This is a genomic window from Hymenobacter psychrotolerans DSM 18569, from assembly GCF_900142395.1.
GTDB classification, from domain to species: domain Bacteria; phylum Bacteroidota; class Bacteroidia; order Cytophagales; family Hymenobacteraceae; genus Hymenobacter; species Hymenobacter psychrotolerans.
Map to the genome: position 1 here is coordinate 1 of NZ_FRAS01000011.1, position 20,444 is coordinate 20,444.

Here is a 20,444-nt window from a genome sequence, read left to right on the forward strand (position 1 = left end):
CGGCCCACTGCCACGACGGGGCTACCGCTGCCCGCCTCTGGGACGCCCTGGCGCTGGGCAGCGAGCTACTTGACCGGCTGCAGACCGTGTTCGTGGACGGTGGCTTTGGCCGCCGCTTTCGCCAGCACTTGGCGGGCCGAGGCCTGCAGGCACAGGTGCCGATGGGCGTAGTGGCCCATAAAGGCCGCTTTTTTATCCACGCCAAGCGTTGGGTCGTGGAACGCAGTATTGCTTGGGCCGGTACCAACCGCCGCTTGGCCAAGGACTACGAACGAAAAATCCAGCACGCCAACGCCTGGCTGTACCTAGCCAATATCCGACGACTCATTAAGCTAACTTAAACAGCTTCTTAGAATTATCTGAGATGATCCTAAACTTTTGCTATACAATTGATGTATGTACATATATTTGCATCAACCACCGGTAGTCGCCGGCCTTTTCACCCAGACTTTCCGCTATGCAAACCCTGCTTCATACCGCTGCTTCCCGCGGCCACGCCAACCACGGCTGGCTCAATTCTTACCACACGTTCAGCTTTGCGGGCTACCAGAATCCGCAGCGCATGCATTTCGGGGTGTTGCGCGTGCTCAATGATGATACCGTAGCCGCCGGCATGGGCTTTGGCGCTCACCCCCACGACAACATGGAAATCATCAGCATTCCGCTGGCCGGCACGCTGGAGCACAAGGACAATGCCGGCAACCACGGCATTATCCGGAGTGGCGACGTGCAGGTGATGAGTGCCGGTACGGGCATTGCGCACAGCGAGAAAAACCACAGCCAGAGCGAGGAAGTGAAGTTTCTGCAGATCTGGCTGTTTCCGAACAAGCGGGGCGTGCAGCCCCGCTACGACCAGCAGTCTTTTGAGCCGGCTGGCCGCCGCAACCAGTTCCAGCAGGTGCTTTCGCCCAGCCCCGGGGATGCGGGCGTCTGGATCCATCAGGATGCGTGGTTTCATCTGGCCGATTTTGACGCCGGCTTTGCGACTGACTATCAGGTGAAGCGCCCCGGCAACGGCGTGTATGTGTTTGTGCTGGAAGGCGGCGTGACGGTAGCGGGCCAGCCATTGCACCGCCGCGACGGGTTCGGGCTGTGGGAAACCGAGTCGTTTTCTGTGCAGGCCGACAGTGCTGCCCGCCTGCTGCTCATAGAAGTGCCCATGAACCTGCCGTAAACAGTAGTGTTGGGCCGTTTAACCATCATGCTTACCACAAATTCTGCGCAAGCCGCACCCCTAATGAAACACGCTCCCACTACCTACCCGGTGCACGAAATCATCCGCAAGCGCTGGAGCCCCCGGGCATTTGCCAGCCAGCCGGTAGCCCCCGAAGCGCTGGAGCAGGTATTCGAGGCCGCCTCCTGGGCTGCCAGCGCCATGAACGAGCAGCCCTGGCGCTACATCTACGCCCACCAGGCCGACGCGGAAACCTTCCGGAAAATGGTCGACTGCCTGCTGCCCGGCAACCAGCCCTGGGCCAAAAACGCCCCGGTGCTGATTCTGGCGCTGGCCAAGACGCAGTACGACAACGGTACGCCCAACGGCGCAGCTCTCCACGACCTGGGCATGGCCAATGCCAACCTGATGCTGGAGGCTACCGCCATAGGCCTGCACGGCCACTTCATGGGCGGGTTCGATCCGGCCAAGACCAAAGAGGCCTTCCAGCTTCCGGACACACTGCAGCCCGTAGCCTTCATTGCACTGGGCTATATGGGCGAAGCTGAGCAACTGGAGGAGCCTTTCCTGAGCCGGGAAAAAGCGCCACGCCAGCGCAAGCCCATCGGCGAAATCTCCTTCCACCAGCAGCTTCCCGCCTAGCTTTGCCGCATCTGCTCACTTCCGCCGCCAGCCGGGGCCTGAAAGACATTGGCTGGCTGCAAAGCCACTTTTCGCTCAGCTTCGGGCCCTACGCCAACCCTGCCCGCAGCGGCTTCGGCCTGCTGCGCGTCTTCAACGACGACTTTGTGCAGCCCGGCAACGGGTTTGGCCTGCATGCGCACGCCAACATGGAAATCATTTCGGTGATGCTGGCCGGGCGCATGAACCACAAGGACTCGCTGGGCTACTCAGAGGAGGTGACGGCGGACTGGGTGCAGATTATGAGTGCCGGCAGCGGCCTGCGCCACGAGGAGCATAATATCGGCGACGAGGAAGTGAATTTCCTGCAGATCTGGATTGAGCCCAAGCTGCAAAACGTGACGCCCCGCTACCAGCGCCGCCATTTTCCGGCCGAAAAGCGCCGTAACCAGCTCACCACCATCGTCAGCAATGAGGAAGGCACGGCGCACTGCTGGATCAGCCAGAACGCGAAGCTGGCGCTCGGCTATTTCGAGGCCGGCCAGCAGCTTACGTATGCACTGAATCCGGTAAACAAAGGCGTGTTCCTCTTCCTGATGGAAGGCGGGCTTACCGTAAACGGGCAGACCGTGGCCCGGCGGGAAAGTATCGGCCTTTGGGAAACCGCTGAGGTGCAGATAGCCTGCACGGCCGAAAGCCGGTTTATTCTGATTGAAGCGCCGATTAACCATTAACGCAGGCCTCTGAAGCGCAAAGCCCCGCACACACTCCTGGTATGTGCGGGGCTTTTTAGTGCTTGAAAATGCCTTCCACAGCTCAAACAGCCAGCCTGTTGCGCTTACGGCTCCCTCCTGCCTTCTTCCTTCCGACTCGGCCGGGCCGGTGGCAGCCGAAGTTGCACCGCACCCGGCTGCCACCGGCCGGCTGCTTCCACAATTTTATCCCTGAATAATCCTTAATACCACCACAACTCACAGATAATGACGTGCCTATAGGTTCTTGCCCGGAATTTATTCCGAAATTCGGGGCCAAAGTTGCTTGTCTTGTTTATAGTATGAAACAAACTTTCCTCTTGCTTGCCCTGAGTCTGGCGGGCCTGGCCGGCCGGGCGCAGGACCTGCCCTACCAGCAGCCACCCGCCGCCATTGCCACACTGGCTGAAGCCGCACCGACGCCGCGCGTCAGCATTTCGCCTAACGGGCAGTGGATGCTGATGATGGATGTGCAGGACATGCCCGCCATTGCCGATTTGTCGCAGCCGGAGCTCCGGCTGGCCGGCCTGCGCATCAACCCGCGCACCAACGGCCCCAGCCGGGTTATGTATGCTACTACACTGCGCCTGAAGCGCCTGCCCGACGGCAAAGAGCTGCTGGTGCAGGGCCTGCCGGCCAACGCCCGCATCAGCGAGGTCAGCTGGTCGCCGGACAACTCGAAAATCGCCTTCACGCACACCACCGACAACCACCTGGAGCTGTGGCTGGCCGACGTATCGGCGGCTTCGGCGCGGCTGGTGCCCAACCTGTTTCTGAACGGCGTGTTCGGGTCGTCGCACGAGTGGGTATCGGATAGCAAAACCTTGATTGCGCGCGCCATTGTGGGCGGACGCGGCGAGGTACCTTCTACGCTGGTGGCGCCTACCGGCCCTACCATTCAGGAAAACAAAGGCCGCACGGCCGCTGCCCGCACCTACCAGGATCTGCTGAAAAACCCGGCCGATGAGCGGCTGTTTCAATACTACGCGCTGGCCCAGACCGTGAAAGTGGGCGTTGATGGCCGTATGCAGCCGCTGGGCGAGCCGGGCATCATTCAGCAGGCCTCACCTTCGCCGAATGGGCGCTTCGTGCTGCTGAAAACCCGCCACCGGCCCTTCTCCTACACGCTGCCAGTGAGCAGCTTCCCGGTGCGGGTAGATATTCTGAGCATGGAAGGCCCCGTGGTGAAAACCCTCGATGACCTGCCGCTGGCCGACAACGTACCGACCAGCTTCGATGCCGCTCCTACCGGCCCGCGGGCCCACGGCTGGCGCGAAGATGCCCCGGCTACCGTGTACTGGGTGGAAGCGCAGGATGGCGGCGACCCGAAAACCGCCGCGCCCGTGCGCGACAAGATTTTTGCCCTCGCCGCTCCTTTTGAAGGTCCGGCGCTGGAACTGGCCGCGCTGCCGCTGCGCTTTTCCCGCATCTACTGGGGCACCGACAAGCTGGCGCTGGTGGAAGGCTACCGCTGGGCCGACCGCCACGAAACGATGTGGACGCTGGACCTGGCTACCAAAACGTCCCTCACCGTCTTGTTCGACCGGTCGTCGCAGAACACCTACACCGACCCCGGCACGCCCTACCTGAAGCGCAACGAGCTGGGCCGCTCCGTGCTGGCTACCGACGCAACCAGCAACACGATTTACCTGCTGGGCGCCGGCGCCTCGCCGGAAGGCGACCGGCCGTTTGTGGACGAATTGAACGTGCGCACCAAGAAAGGCCAGCGCTGGTGGCGCTCCGCCGCCCCCTACTACGAGGTGCCGCTCACGATTTTGGATGCCGGCAAGCGCCAGATTGTGACGCGCCGCGAAGCGGTGAACGAGGCGCCCAACTATTTCCTGCGCGACACGCGGGGTGGCCGCCTGGTAGCTCTGACGCGCTTTACGAATCCCTACGCCAGCCTGGGGGGCCTGAAGAAGCAGGTGCTCAAGTACAAGCGCCCCGATGGCGTGGAACTGACCGCCAACCTGTATCTGCCGCCGGCTTACAAGAAGGAAGATGGCCCGCTGCCCACGCTGCTGGAAGCGTATCCGGTGGAGTTCAAGGACAAGAAGGACGCCAGCCAGGTGAAAGGCTCGCCGTATGCCTTCACGCGCCTCTCGTGGGGCTCGCCGGTGTACTGGGTGACGCAGGGCTACGCTGTGCTGCAGGGCGCCAGCATTCCGATTGTGGGCGAAGGCGACAAGCAGCCCAACGACACCTACACCGAGCAGCTGGTAGCCTCGGCCAAAGCGGCCATTGATGAAGGCCAGCGCCTGGGCGTAGTGGACCCCAAGCGCGTAGCCGTGATGGGCCACAGCTACGGGGCCTTCATGACGGCCAACCTGCTGGCGCATTCCAGCCTGTTCAAGGCCGGTATTGCCCGCAGCGGCGCCTACAACCGCACCCTCACGCCGTTCGGCTTCCAGGGCGAGGAGCGCACCTACTGGCAGGCCCCGGAAGTCTACAACGCCATGTCGCCGTTCAACTACGCCGACAAAATCAAGACCCCGATTCTGCTGATTCACGGCGAGGCCGACAACAACTCCGGCACGTTCCCGATGCAGAGCGAGCGGTTCTACAGCGCCCTGAAAGGCCACGGCGCCATGGTGCGCTACGTAGTGCTGCCGGCTGAGTCGCACGGCTACGCGGCCCGCGAGTCCATCATGCACATGCTCTGGGAGATGAACTCGTGGCTGGACAAGCATGTGAAGAACACACCGGCCGTAGGAGCCGCTCCGGCCCCGGCTGCCCCCGAGGCATCCGGCAACTAGGCCGCTCCTTTTTCTGCTACCGCAAAAACACCTCAGGCGTACTGCTTGGGGTGTTTTTTTTATGCTCTGCCAGAAGCACGCCAGTAAGGCAAGCTGGTGTGTAATATCCTGGCCAAAAAGTAACCCACTGCTGACAGTCTGCGTTTTAAAGGCACATATACAGTTTACTTACCCTAAACTCAGACGTCATGAAAACCCTCAAAATATATGTAGCCATGCTGTCGGCCGTACTTATGCTGGGCGGCACGGTGGCCTCGCCGGAAGTACAGGCTCAAACCAAGAAAGGCTGGAGCAAAAAGGCTAAAGGCGCTGCCATTGGCGGTGGGGCCGGTGCCGCAACCGGTGCCGTAGTAGGCGGCGGTAAAGGTGCCATTGTAGGCGGCGTAGTAGGCGCTGCAGCCGGTGGCGTTATCGGCCGTAAAAAAGACAAGAAGAAAGACCCGGTACGCTACCAGGAATACTCAAAGAAAGACTAGCGCCCCTCAAACCGGCGTTAGCTGAAAAAGGCCCCGCACCACTTGGCACGGGGCCTTTTTACGTTCTGGCAGCAACACTTAGCAGCAGGAAGCTGCCGCGGCGTCATCGGAAGCGGCAGCTGCTGGTGCCGGGCCGCAGGGAAACAGGCCGAAGTGCTGCTCCTTGTTGCCGAGCACCTGAAAATGCGCCCCGTAGCGCGTCTGGCTCACCATATCGGCGGTGTTGCCGCACACCAGCATCGGGCGGCCGGTTTCGAACAGGTGGTGGTCATCGAGGGCAAAGCTGTGGGCGTGGCCGGGAATGGTGCCGTGGTAGATGGCCACCTGGCCGTGGTCTTCGCACTGGTCTTCGAGGTCGAGCTTGAAGGCCCGCACCGTGAGCGAGTAGAACTTGATGTTGCCGACTTTCTGCTCGATTTCGGGGTTGCCGATGCTGAGGCGGCGGCTGGCCGTGAGGCGGTAGTCGCGGATGCCGAGGCGGTGCAGCAGGCGCCGGAAGTCTTCGGTGTAGAGCGCGCCGCTCAGGCACTCGCCATACAGCACCGGGTCCTGGCGCAGGCTTTCCGGAATGCGGCGGTCGGCGAATACGTCGGCAATGTGCAGCTCCCCGCCGGGCTTCAGCACCCGGAAAATCTCGCGGTAGGTGGCTTCTTTATCGGTGCTGAGGTTGAGCACGCAGTTGCTGACTACCACGTCCACGCTGTTGTCGGCGAGGTCGGCGGTGCGCAGGTCTTCGATGTAGCCGTGGCGGAACTCCACGTTGGGCCGGGCGTAGCCGAACCGCGCCGTGTGCGCATCGATATGGCGGCGCGCCACGGCCAGCTGCTCCTCGGTCATATCCACCCCGATGACGTGGCCCGATTCGCCCACCAGCTTCGAAAGCAGATACGCGTCGCGGCCGCTGCCCGAGCCCAGGTCGAGCACGGTGCAACCTTCCACCAGCGGCGGCACGGCCACGCCACAGCCGTAGTATTTTTCCAGCACCTCAGGCTCCAGCTGGGCCAGAATGCGTTTGTGGGCCTCCGGAATATCGTCGGTGCAGCAGGCGTTGGTTTGCAGGTCCTGCTGGGTTTGCAGCTGGCGGCCGTAGTAGTCCCGGACCTGGTGTTGGGTGAGTTCTTCCATATCAAGAGTGGATGAGGCAGGCTTTAACTGAATCCTGGAGCTTAGTGACGCACCCAGGTCACTTTTTCGGCTATTGGTTTGCGGATATTGCTGCCGGGCTGCTGCTGCACGTAGCCCAGCGAGAAAAAGCCCAGCAGCCGGTCGTCGGGCCCCAACCCGAAAAACGGTTTGGCTTCTTCCAGGTACGTAATGCCGCCGCTGCCCCAGTAGCCGCCCAGGCCATACGCAGTAGCCGAGAGGTGCAGATTCTGGACGGCGCAGGCCACGGCCTCAATTTCCTCTACTTCCGGCACTTCGCTGTGCCGTTTCATGCCAATGGCAATGACGTGGGAGCAGCGCAAGGGGTTGGCGGCCAGCTTCTCATACTTGCCCTGCTGAAACTTCTCGCCGGCCCGCTCCTTGTACAGCGCCGCCTGAAAGTCGGCGAGCTTCTGCAGGCCGGCCCCGCTGAATACCACAAAGCGCCACGGCTCGGTGCGCTTGTGCGTGGGCGCCCAGTTGGCGTTTTCGAGGAGCTGCTCGATGATGGCATCAGGAATCACCTGGCCCGGCACGAACTGCACGGGCTGAATGCTGCGACGGGCCCGGATAAGACGGTCGAATTCAGCGGTATCTAAGGAAGCGGGGTATGGCATGAGGGCGAGAGCAACTGCGTTTGATGACTACCACCAGCAACCCGGAGCAGGGGCGTTAGGTTACCAGGGCCGCCAGGCCGACCGGAACGCATAATGCGGGCATTTCAAGGCAATATGCAACCTGTGGCGGCTTTTTGCAGATAGTGTTGGGTATGCAGCTTTTCGTTTTTACCACTCTCCATGACACCGCGCGGCAGCTGCTGCGCCACCAGCTTCCGGCCGAAGTACAGCCGGTATTCCGCCAGGAACTCCCCTCCCACAACCAGCAGGCCGCTTTTCAGCAGGCCGACTTAGTGCTGGGCAACCCGCCAGCCGACTGGTTTGCGGCCGGCCCGCCGCCCGGCCTCCGGTTCTGGCAAATAGACTCGGCCGGCATCGAGCGGTACCAGCACCTGGACGTTGGGTTTCCGGTGGCGAATGTTGGCGACTATTTTGCTTGGCCCTGCGCCGAAACCATTGTGGCGGGCATTCTGGGCTGGTATCGGCACATTCCGGAGCTGGCCGTGCTGCAAAGCCGCCGCGAGTGGGTGGGCGCCCCCATCCGGAGCCGCGTGGGCTTGCTGCGCGACAAGCGTGTGATAATTCTGGGCAGCGGCGCCATCGGGCAGGCCGTGGCCGAGCAGCTGGCCGGCTTCCGCTGTGACATTCGTTTTCTGGCCCGCACCGACCCCAAGGCGCAGCTTCACTCGCGGGAAGAGCTACTGGCGGCGCTGCCCGAAACCGATGTGGCGGTCAATTGCCTACCGGGCAGCGCCGAAAAATTCTTCTCCGCCGAGCTGGTGCAGGCCATGCCCACGCACAGCCTGTACGCCAGCATCGGGCGGGGCAACACCACCGACGAGCCGGCGCTGATAGCAGCGCTGCAGGCCGGCCGCCTGGCCGGCGCCGTCCTCGACGTAACGGCCCAGGAACCGCTGCCAGCTGAGCATCCATTCTGGCAGATGCCCAACGTACTGCTCACCCAGCACAGCGGCGGCGGCCAGCCCCGCGAAGACGAAGGCAAAGTGGAAATTCTGCTGCGCAACCTGCGGCATCTGCTGCAGCAGGAACCGCTGGAAAACCTGGTGACGCTGAAGAAAGGCTACTGAGCCTGAAGCCAAGGCCGACAATAACCTTGCTTCCGGAAAGCTGGTAGGCAACTACCATATCTCACTTTCAATCCGCTCATCTGATGGCTACCAACCAAACTGTCCTGATTACCGGCGCCTCCAGCGGCATCGGCTTCGAGCTGGCCCGCTGCTTTGCCCGCGACGGCTACCGCTTGGTTCTTTCGGCCCGCCACGACCTGGAGGCCACCGACCAAAAGCTAAAAAGCGAGTTCAGCGGCCTGCAAACCGTACTGATTCCCGCCGACTTCAGCACCCACGAAGGCCCCGCCCACCTCTACGACGAGACGAAGCGCCAGGGCTTGCAGATTGACGTGCTGGTGAACGACGCGGGTTTTGGGGAAGCCGGCCTGTTCACGGAAACCGACCTGCAGAAGGAAATCGGCATCGTGCACGTTAATGTTATGTCGCTGATGTATCTGACCAAGGTGTTTCTGCACGACATGGTGGCCCGCAACTCGGGCAAAATCATGCAACTGGGCTCAGTGGTGTCGTTTTTGCCTAACCCGCGGCAGGCAGTGTATGCGGCCACCAAGGCTTTCGTGCTGAGCCTCTCGGAGGCGCTGCAGCAGGAGCTGAAGGAGCAGAAATCCGAAGTCACCATCACCATTCTGTGCCCGCCCGCTACCGAAACCAACTTCTTCCACGTAGCCGGCGCCGAAAACACCAAGGTCGGGCAGAGCGACAAAGCGGACCCCAAAGACGTGGCCGAAGCCGGCTACAAAGGGCTACTCAGCGGTGAGGCCCGCGTGCTGCCCACCTTCGGGGCCAAGATGAACTTCGCCTCCAGCGTGCTTTTCCCAGACTCCATGCTGGCCGTCCTGATGGGCTCCCAGATGCAGGAGGAAAAGAAATAACCCCTGTTTACAACCACACAAAACGCCCCGCCGGCACTGTGCCGGCGGGGCGTTTTTGCTTGTTTATTTTCCCTGAATATGCCGGTTCCTTCCAAGCCTGAGTTGCCCGCCTGGGTGTTTTTGCTGCTGCGGCTGGGCTCCCTGCTGCTGGCAGGGTTGCTGGCATGGCTGGTTTTGCGGTAGAGCAGGCAGCTGGTCAGGCACCTTCGTAGCTGATTTCGGCTACTTCTACCGTTTCCTCCTTCGGGCCCAGCCGCAGCGACACAATCTGCCCCAGGCGGCTGCCCTGAATGGCCCGTGCAATAGGCGCCGTGAAGGCCACCTTCCCCTCCGCCACCGACGCCTCATCGACGCCCACAATAGCGAAGCGGCGCAGCGTGCCGGGCGTGCCCCCACTGCGCGTACGTAGCGTAACGGTAGCGCCAAACCGCACTTCCTGCGGCGGCTGGGTGCGGGGGTCGACTACGCGGGCACTGGCAATCCGGCCATTCAGAGCGCTGATGCGGGCGTTGAAGATGGTGAGCTGCCGGGTACGGTCGGCCTCGTTGTCCCGGTTCGACTCGGCGCGGGCACGGCCGGTTTCCAGCGCCACCAATTCGGCCCGGAGCTGCTCCAGGCCCTGGGGCGTCACGTAGTTCGGGGTGCCGGGCGGCAGCGGGGCCCGGGGAGGCACAATCGGGGCCTCCAGCGAATCGTCTTCTTTGGTAAATGCGCGGCTCATGGCCTTTCCTAACGCACACCTGCGGCCAGGGTTTTAGACCCTAGCCACCCGTCCGCCTGGGCTGGTTGGCGCCGGGAACCACTCCGCCGGCCCGCGGTGGCAACCTGCGGGTGGGCTTCCGGGTACAACTTACTTCGGCGGGCCTATGCACCGGCGCCTCACTTTCTCTTCTTTTACCCTGGTTTCCATGCACTACGTTGTTACGCTCACGCTGAACCCCGCCGTCGATAAAAGCACCATTTCCGACCAGATTATTCCGGACCAGAAGCTGCGCTGTGCGGCTCCCAAGTTTGAACCCGGCGGGGGCGGCATCAACGTGTCCAGGGGGCTGAAGCGGCTGGGCGCCGATTCGGTGGCCGTATTTCCGGCGGGCGGGCCCAGCGGCACGCTGCTGCAGGAACTGCTGGCGCAGGAGCAGATTCAGCAGCAGCCCGTGGAAATGGCCGGCCGTACTCGCGAGAATTTCATTGTGGTAGATGGCTCTTCGGGCCGGCAATACCGATTCGGGATGCCCGGCGCGGAATTGCGGCCCGAGGAGCAGCAGCAGGTTATTACAACCCTCAAAAGCCTGCCGGTCCGCCCCGATTTCCTGGTTATCAGCGGCAGCCTGCCGCCCGGTGTCGAGCCCGATTTTGTGGTGCAGGTGGTGCGCGCGGCCAAGGGCATGGGCATCAAGGTCGTCGTCGATACGTCGGGGCCGGCGCTGCAGCAGGTGCTGCATGAAGGCGTGTACCTGGCCAAACCCAACGTGGGCGAGCTGAGCAGGATGGCGGGCGTAGATGAGCTGGACAACGAAGCTGTAGCGGCGTTTGCGCAGCAGTTGGTGCGCGAGGGCAAATGCGAGATTCTGGTAGTGTCGCTTGGGCCGCAGGGAGCCTGCGTAGTCACCAAAGATTCCGTAGACCACATTCCGGCGCCCGCCGTGAAAAAGCGCAGCACCGTGGGGGCCGGCGACAGTATGGTAGCCGGGCTGGTGTACGGACTGTCCCAGGGCCTTTCGATGCGCGAAACGGGCCGGCTGGGCGTAGCCTGCGGCACGGCAGCTACCATGAACCCGGGCACGGAGCTGTTCAAAAAAGAAGACGCCGAGAAGCTGTACCGCTGGCTGCTGCAACAGGCCCAGCCAGCGGCGGCAGCCTAACCAAAGCACCCCAGAAACCTTACCGCACGGCCGCGCCGCGTACGGCCGTATCGTGGCGCCCGGCCCGCACCAGCGCCCAGCCCGCCAGCAGCAGCAGCGCGCCAAACGCCAGAAACGCCAGGTCCCAGGGCAGCTTCTGCGCCGTGTACTCATGCACATGATGCAGGCCCAGCACCATGTGGTCGATGATGCCTTCCACCACGTTGAACAGCCCCCAGCCCAGCAGCAGGCCGCCCAGCAGCGTGCGCCCCGACCACGGCACATCGGGGCGGCAGCCGGCGGCCCACAGCAGGCGCAGCCCCAGGGCCGTCAGCACCCAGACACCGGCATGGAACACGCCGTCCCAGTACATATTCACTTTGGCCGCAACCAGCGTATCGGGCGGCAGCTTACTGGACAGCATGTTGTGCCACTGCAGAATCTGGTGCAGCACAATACCGTCTACGAAGCCGCCCAGGCCGGCGCCGAGCAGAATACCGGCGGCCAGCAGCGGCGTACGGTGGAGAGTAGGGTTAGTCATCATGCGAAGAAGCTCTGGGCAGGCGTTGCCGGATATCAGACGCGAAAAACACTCCCAGCCCGACCAGCAGCAACACCCCCACCGGCAACAGCAGCAGCCCCAGATTCGCGGTGTAGCCGGGCGCATGAATGGCAGCCTGCACGCGCGGCCGGCAGACCTGGCAGGCCCAGGCCTGCGGGGCGTTCAGGCAAAGCCAACAGAACAGAATCCATGCAGAAACGAGCCTCATAGGCGGAAATAAGCGGTGCGGTTGAGCCGCCTTGTGGCGGGGGGAAGTGCAGTTACAACGCAGGCCGCTGCCCCGGAGTTAATGTCGAGCCTGGCCGCGCACCCACCGCTGCAGGCTGGTGCTTCTGGCTTTCAAGTCTGCCAGAAGCTGTCCGCAGGCTGTGTCTTCGGGAAAGCAGCAAAACATTTCGGCCTTCGAAAACCTCCCGGCCATTGTCCGTCTTCTTCCGTAGAAGAAAGGCTACGGAAACGGCAGCAGCGTGCCCGTGCACTACCCGCCAGCCCGTTTCCCCTATTTATCTACTCAAGCAGCATTCCGCTTTACAACCATGGCTGACGAAAACCCGGAAATTACCCCCAGCGGCCCACCCGCCGGCCACAACGAGGCCCGTCGCACCTTCCTCAAACAATCATCGGTGCTCACGGCCCTGGCCCTCACGCCCGGTCCGCTGGTGAAAGCCGCCGAAGCCGAGTTCGATGAGAAAGTGGCGGCGGCCATCGAGCAGGTGCCGCTCAGGCTGGAAATCAACGGCAAGAAGTACAAGCTTTCCGTGGAGCCCCGCACCACGCTGCTCGACCTGCTGCGCGAACAGCTCCACCTGACCGGCACCAAGAAAGGCTGCGACTACGGCCAGTGCGGTGCCTGCACGGTGCACGTAGATGGGCAGCGCGTAAACAGCTGCCTGACGCTGGCCGTGATGCAGGACGGCCGCAAAGTCACGACCATTGAGGGCCTGGCCGACGGCGACAAGCTGCACCCCATGCAGGAAGCCTTCCTCAAGCACGACGGTTTCCAGTGCGGCTACTGCACGCCCGGCCAGATTATGTCGGCGGTGGCGTGTGTGCGCGAAGGCCACGCCGATTCGGAAGGTGAAATCCGGGAGTTTATGAGCGGCAACATCTGCCGCTGCGGCGCCTACCCCAACATTGTGGCGGCCATTCAGGAAGTGAAAAACGGCGGCCAGAAGGTCTAACGCGCAGCAGCTATGAACCAGTTTCAATACCTACGACCCACCAAGCAGCAGGCCGCCATTGAGGCGCTGGCCCGCACGCCCAACGCCCAGTTCATTGCCGGTGGCACCAACCTGCTCGACCTCATGAAGCGTGGCGTGCTGGAGCCGCCCCGCCTCATCGACATCAACCGGCTGCCGCTGGGCAAGATTGAGCGCGACAACGGCCGCCTCCGCATCGGGGCGCTGGCCCTGAACGGGGCCGTGGCCGAAGACAAGCAGGTGCTGGAGCGCCAGCCTCTGCTGGCTCAGGCCCTGAACGCCGGCGCGTCGGCGCAGCTGCGCAACATGGCTACCGTGGGCGGCAACATGCTGCAGCGCACCCGCTGCTCCTACTTCTACGACACGGCCATGCCCTGCAACAAGCGCGAGCCGGGCTCGGGCTGCGGCGCGCTGGAAGGCTACAACCGCATGCACGCCATCTTCGGCTTCTCCGATAAGTGCATTGCGGTGCACCCCTCCGACATGAGCGTGGCGCTGGTGGCCCTGGATGCTACCGTGCTCATCAGCGGCCCCAAAGGCGACCGGCGCCTGCCCTTCGCCGACCTGCACCGCCTGCCCGGCGATACACCCCAAAAGGACACCAACCTGGAGCCCGGCGAGCTGATTACGGCCGTGGAAATTCCGGACGGGCCCTTCACCAAAAACGTGCACTACCTGAAAGTGCGCGAGCGGGCCAGCTACGCCTTCGCGCTGGTATCGGTGGCGGCAGCTTTGAGCCTCGATGGCAACACCATCAAGGATGCGCGGCTGGCTATGGGCGGTGTGGCACACAAGCCCTGGCGCCTTGCGGAGGCCGAAAAAAGTCTGATTGGCAAGCCCGCCACGGAAGCCACCTTCCGGCAGGCCGCCGACATTGCCATGCAGGGCGCCAAGGCCTTCAAGCACAATTCCTATAAGCTCCGCATGGCCCCGAACTCCATCATTCAGGCCCTCAAAAACGCGGCCAGCGTAGCCTAATCCTCCTTTTTATGAAAGATCAACAACTGCAGGATAAGGTAGTCGGCGACCGGATGAACCGCGTGGATGGCCGGCTTAAAGTTACGGGCGCCGCCAAGTACTCGGCCGAGTATGAGTTGCCGGGACTGGTGCACGGCGCGCTGGTAGGCAGCACCATTGCCAAAGGCCGCATCACCAGCCTCGACACGAAGGCTGCCGAAAGGGCCCCGGGCGTGCTGGCCGTCATTACGCACCTCAACTCGCCCAAAGTGCCCGGCTTCGCGGCCAAATCGAACCCCGACGAGCCGCCGGCCATCGGGCAGCCGCTGCGCGTGTTTCACGACGAGAAAGTATACTTCAACGACCAGCCTATTGCGCTGGTGGTGGCCAACACGCTGGAGCAGGCCCGCTACGCCGCGCGGCTGGTGAAAGCGCAGTACGCCGCCGACGAGCACCGCACCGACTTCGAGGCCAACAAGCAGCGCGGGTTTCTGCCCACTCAGGCCAAGCGCAACCCCAAATCGGCGCAAAACGACTACGACCGGGGCCAGAAAAACGGCTACCAGACCGCGCCTGTCAAGCTGGAAGCCGAGTACGTGCACACCTCGGAGATGCACAACCCCATGGAGCTGCAATCCATCATTGCGCACTGGGAAGCCCCCGACCGGCTGACCGTGTACGACAAGGTGCAGGCCGTGAAAGGCACCCAGCGCGCCTTCGCCAAAGACTGGGGCCTGCCCGAAGAAAACGTGAAGGTCATTGCCACGTTCGTGGGCGGCGCTTTCGGCAACGGCCTGCACAACTGGCCCCACGAAACGGCGGCCATCATTGCCGCCAAAAAGCTGAACCGCCCGGTGAAGCTGGTGCTCACGCGGGAACAGATGTTTACCATGGTCGGCTACCGGCCCTACACGTGGCAGCGCATCGGGATGGGTGCCACCAAGGACGGCAAGCTGGTGGGCATCACGCACGAGTCGGTGGGCCAGACGTCGAGCTACGAGGAGTTCACCGAATCGACCTTGCAGCAGACGCGCATGATGTACACCAGCCCCAACGTCTCGACGCGCTACCGCATTCTGGGCCTCGATATCAGCACGCCCATCTGGATGCGCGGGCCGGGCGAGGCCACCGGCGCGTTTGCGCTGGAATCGGCCATGGATGAAATGGCGCACCTGCTCAACCTGGACCCCATGGAGTTCCGGCTGCGCAACTACACCGACGTAGACCCCGACAACAACAAGCCCTGGTCGACGAAATTTCTGAAGGAATGCTACCAGCTGGGCGCTGAGCGTATCGGGTGGAACAAGCGCCAGATGAAGCCCGGCTCCCTGCGCGACGGCGACTGGTTTGTGGGCTACGGCATGGGCGTGGGCACTTTCGGGGCCAACCGCGGCACCGCCAAAGCCCGCGCCGTGCTGCAGGCCGATGGTACCGTAGTGCTGCAGAGCGCCACCACCGACATCGGGCCCGGCACCGGCACCGTGATGGTGCAGATTGCGGCCGATGCGCTGGGCATGCCGCCGGAGAAAATCCGGTTTGAGCTCGGCAACTCCACCTTCCCTACCGCGCCTTCGCAGGGCGGCTCGGCCACCGTAAACACCGTGGGCTCGGCAGTACTGGAAGCCTGCACCGCCCTCAAGGGGAAGCTGCAGCAACTGGGCGGCGCGGCCTTCGCCTCAGCCAAACCCGAAGACCTGACGCTGGCCGGCGGGCAGCTGAGCTTAGCCAGCAACGCCGGCACCAAAGTTTCCCTTGCCGACTTGCGCAAGCAGAACAACGGCCAAGACATTGACGTGACGGTGGAAGCCAAGCCCGGCAACGAGCGGCAGAAATACTCCATGTACTCTTTCTCGGTGCACTTTGCCGAGGTGCGCGTGCACGCCATGACCGGCGAAGTACGGGTGTCGAAAATGGTGTCCTGCGCCGATGCGGGCACTATCGTCAACCACAAAACGGCCGGCAGCCAGATGATAGGCGGCGCGGTGGGCGGCATCGGCATGGCCCTCACCGAAGGCGCCGTGATGGACCACCGGTTCGGGCGCTACGTTACCAAGGACCTGGCCGACTACCACGTGCCGGTGCACGCCGACGCGCCGGCCATTGAAGTGGCCTTCGTAGACAAGCCCGACTTCATCGTGGACCCGCTCGGCACCAAGGGCATCGGCGAAATTGCCATCATCGGGGTGGCGCCGGCCATTGCCAACGCCATTTTCAACGCCACCGGCAAGCGTATCCGGGAGCTGCCCATTACGCCGGACAAGCTGATGGCGTAGCACAGAAGTGTAAAGGCGGACAGCCGGCGTAGGTACGACATCAAGTATCTACGCCGGCTGTTCTGTGTTGGGGTCGGCTCCCAGCAGCTGTTGCAGGCTACGCGCGTTCAGCACTCCGGCCCCGCCGCTACCGTTGTTGAAGTACAGATAGGCTTCCTTCACGTGCGGCTCCGCCTGAATTTCCTGCGCTACCCGCGCCAGAAATTCGTCGCTGTAGCTGGAGGTGTAGAGCACGGGCACGCCGTGGAAGCGGTAGTACACCTGCGGCGTGTTGACCACCACTTCGTCGGGCAATGCAGCCGGGTAGCTTTGGCCGCAGAAGCTGATGCCATGCCGCGCCAGGGTCCGGAATATCTCGCCCGTCCACCAGCTGGGGTGCCGAAACTCCAGCACGTTGTGAAACTCCGGGTCGAGCTGCTCCAGGATACGGCCCAGCAGCTCCTCGGTGTAGGCGGCTTTGGGCGGCAGCTGAAACAGTATCGGCCCCAGTTTCTCCTTCAGGCCCTCACGCACCGTGGCGTAGAAATCGGCGAGAATCGGCGCGGCTTCGGCGTTGAATTTCTTGTAGTGCGTAACCTGGCGCGGCGCTTTCACGGCAAACCGGAAACCGGGCGGACTTTGCGCGTACCAGCCTTCAAATACCTTCAGTTCCGGCATGCGGTAGAAGGTCACGTTTACTTCCAGCGTGTTGAACTGGGTGCAGTAGTAGGCAAACCACTTACGCGGCGGCAGGCCCTCCGGGTACAGAATTCCCTTCCAGTCGCGGTACGAGAAGCCGGAGCAGCCAATATAGATAGCGGGCATAAAGAGGCAGGCGCAGGTTGTGGTAAGCCAACGCTGCCACCGTATACGCAGAAGTAGCGGCGCTTCTTTGCCGCGAAGTCTTATTTTTGCCCGCACAAACGCTCATCCCCGGTTTATGTAATAGCTGATTTCTTCCAACAATCGAGTAGCCAACCCACATAGCAGGTGGCTATATCTAGTTGCTTTTCAGGAAAGAAATCATGCTGGTTCTACAAAACCTTGGGTACGCACACCCCAATAAAGATGTGCTGTTTGAAGGCCTGCACCTGGCCCTCCACGACCACCACAAGCTGGCCCTGATTGGCAGCAACGGCGCGGGCAAATCCACGCTGCTTCAGGTACTGGCGGGCCTTCTGCCGCCTTCCGCCGGGCGCGTGCAGGCCAGTTCGCCACCCTACTACGTTCCCCAGCATTTCGGCCAGTTCGATACGCTGACAGTGGCGCAGGCGCTACGCATCGACGGGAAGCTCACTGCCCTGCAGCAAATCCTGGCTGGCGCGGCCACGGAGCAGAATATGGCGGTGCTCGACGACGACTGGACCATTGAGGAACGCAGCCAGGAAGCACTGCTACACTGGGGTCTGGACGCCGTAAGCTTAACGCAACCTCTGGCCAGCCTCAGCGGCGGGCAGAAAACCAGGGTTTTCCTGGCCGGCATTGCCATTCACCAGCCGGGCATTGTGCTGCTCGATGAGCCCAGCAACCACCTCGATACAGCCGGCCGGCAGCTGCTCTACCACTTCATCAAAACCAGTTCCGCTACCCTGCTGGTTGTCAGCCACGACCGGAAGCTGCTAGGCCTGCTGGGGGCGGTGGCGGAGCTGAGCAAGCGCGGCATTGCCCTGTACGGCGGCAACTACGAGTTCTATACCGAGCAGAAGCAGGTGGAAACCCAGGCGCTGGACCAGGACGTGAGAAGCCGTGAAAAGGCCCTGCGCAAAGCCCGCGAAACGGAGCGGGATGCCCTGGAGCGCAAGCAGAAGCAGGATGCCCGCGGCAAGAAAAACCAGGACAAAGCCGGCCTGCCCACCATCGTGCTCCACATGATGCGCAACAGCGCCGAAAACAGCGCCTCCCGCCTCAAAGGCGTGCACGCCGAGAAAGTAGGCGCCCTTTCCCAGGAGCTGAGCGAGCTGCGCAAGGAGCTGCCCGACACCGACAAAATGAAGCTGGGCTTCGACAATTCCGCTCTGCACAAAGGCAAAATCCTGTTTACCGCCACCAGCCTGAATTACAGCTATAATTCCCTTCTGCTGTGGCCGGAGCCGCTGAATTTTCAGATACTGAGCGGCGAGCGGCTGGCCCTGCAGGGCCTGAACGGCTCCGGCAAAACCACCCTGATCAGGCTGCTTCTGGGCGAGCTGGAGCCCACGCAGGGCACGTTGTACCAGGCGGCCGGAAATCGGGCGGTGTACATTGATCAGGACTATTCCCTGCTCCAGGACAAGCTTTCGGTGTACGAGCTGGCCCGGCAGTTCAATACCGCGGGGCTGCAGGAGCACGAAATCAAGATCCGGCTGGCCCGCTTCCTGTTCACGAAAGAGTACTGGGACAAGCCCTGCGGCACGCTCAGCGGCGGCGAGAAAATGCGGCTGCTCCTCTGCTGCCTCATGATCGGCCAGCAGGCCCCCGACCTCATCCTCCTCGATGAGCCCACCAACAACCTCGACCTGCAGAACCTGGACATCCTGACCGCCGCCCTCCACGACTACCAGGGCACCCTGCTGGTCGTGTCGCACGATGAGGTTTTTCTGGAGCAGCTGGGCGTAGAGCGGGTTATCCGGCTGGAGTAGTCCCGGCCAGACAAGGTCTTTTCAGTGAATCTTTTAGCGCAGGAAAACAAAATATTTGCCGCTTACTTTGAAATACAAAGTTCTTTTACATCCTTTGCATCAGCCTTGCAAGAGCACCGCATGTGCCAGCCGGCGGGCCAATTACGCGCCAGCTTCCGGCACCTCATCCTCACTACCAAACACTACCTATTACCGCCATGACTCTCTCGAAAAGCCTTCTTCGCATTGCGCTGGCTACCGGCCTGCTGCTGCTCATTCCGCTCGTGGCCATGCAGTTCACCCAGGAAGTAAACTGGACCTTTTCGGATTTCGTTTTTGCGGCCGTCCTGCTGTTCGGCACGGGCCTGACGTACGTGCTGATTGCCCGCAAGTGGAACAGCCTCACCTACAAGCTAGCCGTGGGCGTGGGCGTGGCCGCCGGGCTCCTGCTGGTGTGGGCCAATGCCGCCGTGGGCCTGATCGGGAGTGAGCATAACCCCGCCAACCTGCTGTATCTCGGCGTACCGGTTGTGGCGCTTGTGGGGGCCTTTGTGGCGCGCTTCCAGCCGCTGGGCATGTCGAAGGCCATGTTCGCGGCCGCCCTTACCTACGTGGCAGTTACCGCCATTGCCCTGTTTGTCTGGAAGCCTACCGGTGCCGCCGCCGAACCCAACGCCCCCATGCTGAATGTGCTGGTAGCCAACGGAGTATTCGCCGCCATCTGGGCCGTTTCAGGGTTGTTGTTCCGCCGTGCCAGCGCCACCGGCTCCACGCTCAACCAGCACCTGGCCTAGAGCTGCCGCGTACAAAACGAGTCATCCGTACTTCTTACTTACTACTTCCATGGCCATATCTCAGGTTGTGCTAGCGGGCCTCCTGCTACTTGTTCTGGGCCTTCTGTACCTGCTCGTAGCCAGCCGGGGCCGCAGCAGCACCTATAAATGGGCCGCCGGGGTAGCCACGGTGGCCTCCCTCCTACTGGTGTGGGGCAACCTCGCCGTGGGCTTCATCGGCAGCGAAGACAACCCCATGAACCTGCTGTACGGAGCCGTGCTGGCCGTCGGCTTCCTTGGGGCCATCCTGGCGAAACTCCAGCCGCCGGGCATGGCGAAGGCCATGTTTGCTACGGCGCTTGCCCAGTTTGCCGTGCCGTTCGTGGCCCTGCTCATCAAGCAGCCCGAGCTAACCATGGGTGTGCTGTGGGTGATTGTACTCAACACCGTCTTCGCCGGGCTGTGGGTGGCTTCGGGGTGGCTGTTCCGGCGGGCGGGTGTGGCCAGCGCGGGTTTGGGCCGATTGGTGGGGTAGGAAAGCTCCATTGAACATAACAGAAACGCCCCGGAGCTATTCAGCTTCGGGGCGTTTCTGTTGGCCATGCTCTGAGCGAAAAACCCCTCAGTACGCTCCCCCCAGGAGCAGCGCCCCTACCAAACAATAGCTGCATTCACTCTAAGCCCGGCCTCACTTCGCCAAAGCGTAGCCCTGCTTGTCCAAACCCCGGTCACAGGTTCCCAAAGCCTGGCTTGAGTCGTCC

At 62.4% G+C, this 20,444-nt stretch carries 21 protein-coding genes; 15 read left to right on the forward strand and 6 right to left on the reverse strand.

Annotation, left to right across the window (positions count from 1 at the left end; all coding sequences use genetic code 11):
- From BUE15_RS11045 to BUE15_RS11070, 6 genes are all read left to right on the forward strand, one after another.
- The coding region (locus tag BUE15_RS11045) for a transposase (protein ID WP_073284617.1) at positions 1-341 on the forward strand (341 nt) is incomplete at its 5' end.
- 116 nt (positions 342-457) lie between these two features.
- A complete protein-coding gene (locus BUE15_RS11050) occupies positions 458-1,174 on the forward strand; it encodes a pirin family protein (protein ID WP_073284620.1) in 717 nt (238 codons plus the stop codon).
- Between the two features lie 63 nt (positions 1,175-1,237).
- Positions 1,238-1,816, forward strand: coding sequence for a nitroreductase family protein (locus BUE15_RS11055; protein ID WP_073284622.1), 579 nt, complete (start codon positions 1,238-1,240; stop codon positions 1,814-1,816).
- A gap of 2 nt (positions 1,817-1,818) precedes the next feature.
- Entirely contained in the window at positions 1,819-2,529 is a 711-nt protein-coding gene (locus BUE15_RS11060; protein ID WP_073284625.1) for a pirin family protein, read from the forward strand.
- A gap of 320 nt (positions 2,530-2,849) precedes the next feature.
- Complete coding sequence (locus tag BUE15_RS11065) at positions 2,850-5,303, forward strand: S9 family peptidase (protein WP_073284628.1); 2,454 nt, start codon at positions 2,850-2,852, stop codon at positions 5,301-5,303.
- 188 nt (positions 5,304-5,491) lie between these two features.
- Positions 5,492-5,779, forward strand: coding sequence for a YMGG-like glycine zipper-containing protein (locus tag BUE15_RS11070; protein WP_073284631.1), 288 nt, complete (start codon positions 5,492-5,494; stop codon positions 5,777-5,779).
- 78 nt (positions 5,780-5,857) lie between these two features.
- Here the strand turns inward: BUE15_RS11070 and BUE15_RS11075 are convergent, their stop codons facing one another.
- Positions 5,858-6,904 carry a methyltransferase domain-containing protein gene (locus BUE15_RS11075; protein ID WP_073284634.1) on the reverse strand — a complete coding sequence of 349 codons (1,047 nt, stop codon included), beginning with the start codon at positions 6,902-6,904 and terminating at the stop codon, positions 5,858-5,860.
- Positions 6,905-6,945: 41 nt separating this feature from the next.
- A complete protein-coding gene (locus BUE15_RS11080) occupies positions 6,946-7,539 on the reverse strand; it encodes a nitroreductase family protein (protein WP_073284637.1) in 594 nt (197 codons plus the stop codon).
- Between the two features lie 152 nt (positions 7,540-7,691).
- Here BUE15_RS11080 and BUE15_RS11085 point away from each other — a divergent pair, with 152 nt between their 5' ends.
- Both BUE15_RS11085 and BUE15_RS11090 read left to right on the forward strand, forming a co-directional pair.
- The gene (locus BUE15_RS11085; protein WP_073284642.1) at positions 7,692-8,627 is read left to right on the forward strand and encodes a D-2-hydroxyacid dehydrogenase; all 936 of its coding nucleotides are present in this window, start codon (positions 7,692-7,694) and stop codon (positions 8,625-8,627) included.
- 83 nt (positions 8,628-8,710) lie between these two features.
- Complete coding sequence (locus BUE15_RS11090) at positions 8,711-9,502, forward strand: SDR family NAD(P)-dependent oxidoreductase (protein ID WP_073284645.1); 792 nt, start codon at positions 8,711-8,713, stop codon at positions 9,500-9,502.
- Positions 9,503-9,698: 196 nt separating this feature from the next.
- Here the strand turns inward: BUE15_RS11090 and BUE15_RS11095 are convergent, their stop codons facing one another.
- Positions 9,699-10,223 (reverse strand): GreA/GreB family elongation factor, encoded by a 525-nt coding sequence (locus BUE15_RS11095; RefSeq protein ID WP_073284648.1) that lies wholly within the window; start codon positions 10,221-10,223, stop codon positions 9,699-9,701.
- Positions 10,224-10,410: 187 nt separating this feature from the next.
- On the opposite strand from BUE15_RS11095, the gene BUE15_RS11100 reads away from it, so the two are divergent.
- Positions 10,411-11,364, forward strand: coding sequence for a 1-phosphofructokinase family hexose kinase (locus BUE15_RS11100; protein ID WP_073284974.1), 954 nt, complete (start codon positions 10,411-10,413; stop codon positions 11,362-11,364).
- Between the two features lie 19 nt (positions 11,365-11,383).
- Here BUE15_RS11100 and BUE15_RS11105 read toward each other — a convergent pair whose 3' ends face one another.
- Both BUE15_RS11105 and BUE15_RS11110 read right to left on the reverse strand, forming a co-directional pair.
- Positions 11,384-11,887: a DUF2243 domain-containing protein gene (locus BUE15_RS11105; protein WP_211617635.1), complete on the reverse strand. Its 504-nt coding sequence runs from the start codon at positions 11,885-11,887 to the stop codon at positions 11,384-11,386.
- Positions 11,877-12,113 (reverse strand): hypothetical protein, encoded by a 237-nt coding sequence (locus tag BUE15_RS11110; RefSeq protein ID WP_073284655.1) that lies wholly within the window; start codon positions 12,111-12,113, stop codon positions 11,877-11,879. The genes BUE15_RS11105 and BUE15_RS11110 overlap by 11 nt, the downstream gene beginning before the upstream one ends.
- A gap of 328 nt (positions 12,114-12,441) precedes the next feature.
- Between BUE15_RS11110 and BUE15_RS11115 the strand changes: the two genes are divergently transcribed.
- From BUE15_RS11115 to BUE15_RS11125, 3 genes are read left to right on the forward strand one after another with little or no spacing between them, the layout of a single operon-like run.
- Positions 12,442-13,086 carry a (2Fe-2S)-binding protein gene (locus BUE15_RS11115; protein WP_073284658.1) on the forward strand — a complete coding sequence of 215 codons (645 nt, stop codon included), beginning with the start codon at positions 12,442-12,444 and terminating at the stop codon, positions 13,084-13,086.
- A 12-nt stretch (positions 13,087-13,098) separates the two neighbouring features.
- Entirely contained in the window at positions 13,099-14,082 is a 984-nt protein-coding gene (locus BUE15_RS11120; RefSeq protein WP_073284661.1) for an FAD binding domain-containing protein, read from the forward strand.
- Positions 14,083-14,093: 11 nt separating this feature from the next.
- The gene (locus BUE15_RS11125) at positions 14,094-16,334 is read left to right on the forward strand and encodes a xanthine dehydrogenase family protein molybdopterin-binding subunit (RefSeq protein ID WP_073284664.1); all 2,241 of its coding nucleotides are present in this window, start codon (positions 14,094-14,096) and stop codon (positions 16,332-16,334) included.
- 48 nt (positions 16,335-16,382) lie between these two features.
- Here BUE15_RS11125 and BUE15_RS11130 read toward each other — a convergent pair whose 3' ends face one another.
- Complete coding sequence (locus tag BUE15_RS11130) at positions 16,383-17,138, reverse strand: DUF72 domain-containing protein (RefSeq protein WP_073284666.1); 756 nt, start codon at positions 17,136-17,138, stop codon at positions 16,383-16,385.
- Between the two features lie 200 nt (positions 17,139-17,338).
- Here BUE15_RS11130 and BUE15_RS11135 point away from each other — a divergent pair, with 200 nt between their 5' ends.
- The 3 genes from BUE15_RS11135 (at position 17,339) to BUE15_RS11145 (ending at position 20,218) form a co-directional block, all read left to right on the forward strand.
- Positions 17,339-18,931, forward strand: a complete 1,593-nt coding sequence (locus tag BUE15_RS11135; protein WP_073284669.1) for an ABC-F family ATP-binding cassette domain-containing protein — start codon at positions 17,339-17,341, stop codon at positions 18,929-18,931.
- A gap of 197 nt (positions 18,932-19,128) precedes the next feature.
- A complete protein-coding gene (locus BUE15_RS11140) occupies positions 19,129-19,704 on the forward strand; it encodes a hypothetical protein (RefSeq protein ID WP_073284672.1) in 576 nt (191 codons plus the stop codon).
- 49 nt (positions 19,705-19,753) lie between these two features.
- A complete protein-coding gene (locus BUE15_RS11145) occupies positions 19,754-20,218 on the forward strand; it encodes a hypothetical protein (RefSeq protein WP_073284674.1) in 465 nt (154 codons plus the stop codon).
- Positions 20,219-20,444 lie beyond the last annotated feature (226 nt).

Bases quoted from the DNA above. Each gene is read 5' to 3' on its own strand.
- BUE15_RS11050 (WP_073284620.1), top strand. From the start codon at position 458: ATGCAAACCCTGCTTCATACCGCTGCTTCCCGCGGCCACGCCAACCAC.
- BUE15_RS11055 (WP_073284622.1), top strand. From the start codon at position 1,238: ATGAAACACGCTCCCACTACCTACCCGGTGCACGAAATCATCCGCAAG.
- BUE15_RS11065 (WP_073284628.1), top strand. From the start codon at position 2,850: ATGAAACAAACTTTCCTCTTGCTTGCCCTGAGTCTGGCGGGCCTGGCC.
- BUE15_RS11070 (WP_073284631.1), top strand. From the start codon at position 5,492: ATGAAAACCCTCAAAATATATGTAGCCATGCTGTCGGCCGTACTTATG.
- BUE15_RS11075 (WP_073284634.1), bottom strand. From the start codon at position 6,904: ATGGAAGAACTCACCCAACACCAGGTCCGGGACTACTACGGCCGCCAG.
- BUE15_RS11080 (WP_073284637.1), bottom strand. From the start codon at position 7,539: ATGCCATACCCCGCTTCCTTAGATACCGCTGAATTCGACCGTCTTATC.
- BUE15_RS11085 (WP_073284642.1), top strand. From the start codon at position 7,692: ATGCAGCTTTTCGTTTTTACCACTCTCCATGACACCGCGCGGCAGCTG.
- BUE15_RS11090 (WP_073284645.1), top strand. From the start codon at position 8,711: ATGGCTACCAACCAAACTGTCCTGATTACCGGCGCCTCCAGCGGCATC.
- BUE15_RS11095 (WP_073284648.1), bottom strand. From the start codon at position 10,223: ATGAGCCGCGCATTTACCAAAGAAGACGATTCGCTGGAGGCCCCGATT.
- BUE15_RS11100 (WP_073284974.1), top strand. From the start codon at position 10,411: ATGCACTACGTTGTTACGCTCACGCTGAACCCCGCCGTCGATAAAAGC.
- BUE15_RS11105 (WP_211617635.1), bottom strand. From the start codon at position 11,887: ATGATGACTAACCCTACTCTCCACCGTACGCCGCTGCTGGCCGCCGGT.
- BUE15_RS11110 (WP_073284655.1), bottom strand. From the start codon at position 12,113: ATGAGGCTCGTTTCTGCATGGATTCTGTTCTGTTGGCTTTGCCTGAAC.
- BUE15_RS11115 (WP_073284658.1), top strand. From the start codon at position 12,442: ATGGCTGACGAAAACCCGGAAATTACCCCCAGCGGCCCACCCGCCGGC.
- BUE15_RS11120 (WP_073284661.1), top strand. From the start codon at position 13,099: ATGAACCAGTTTCAATACCTACGACCCACCAAGCAGCAGGCCGCCATT.
- BUE15_RS11125 (WP_073284664.1), top strand. From the start codon at position 14,094: ATGAAAGATCAACAACTGCAGGATAAGGTAGTCGGCGACCGGATGAAC.
- BUE15_RS11130 (WP_073284666.1), bottom strand. From the start codon at position 17,138: ATGCCCGCTATCTATATTGGCTGCTCCGGCTTCTCGTACCGCGACTGG.
- BUE15_RS11135 (WP_073284669.1), top strand. From the start codon at position 17,339: ATGCTGGTTCTACAAAACCTTGGGTACGCACACCCCAATAAAGATGTG.
- BUE15_RS11140 (WP_073284672.1), top strand. From the start codon at position 19,129: ATGACTCTCTCGAAAAGCCTTCTTCGCATTGCGCTGGCTACCGGCCTG.
- BUE15_RS11145 (WP_073284674.1), top strand. From the start codon at position 19,754: ATGGCCATATCTCAGGTTGTGCTAGCGGGCCTCCTGCTACTTGTTCTG.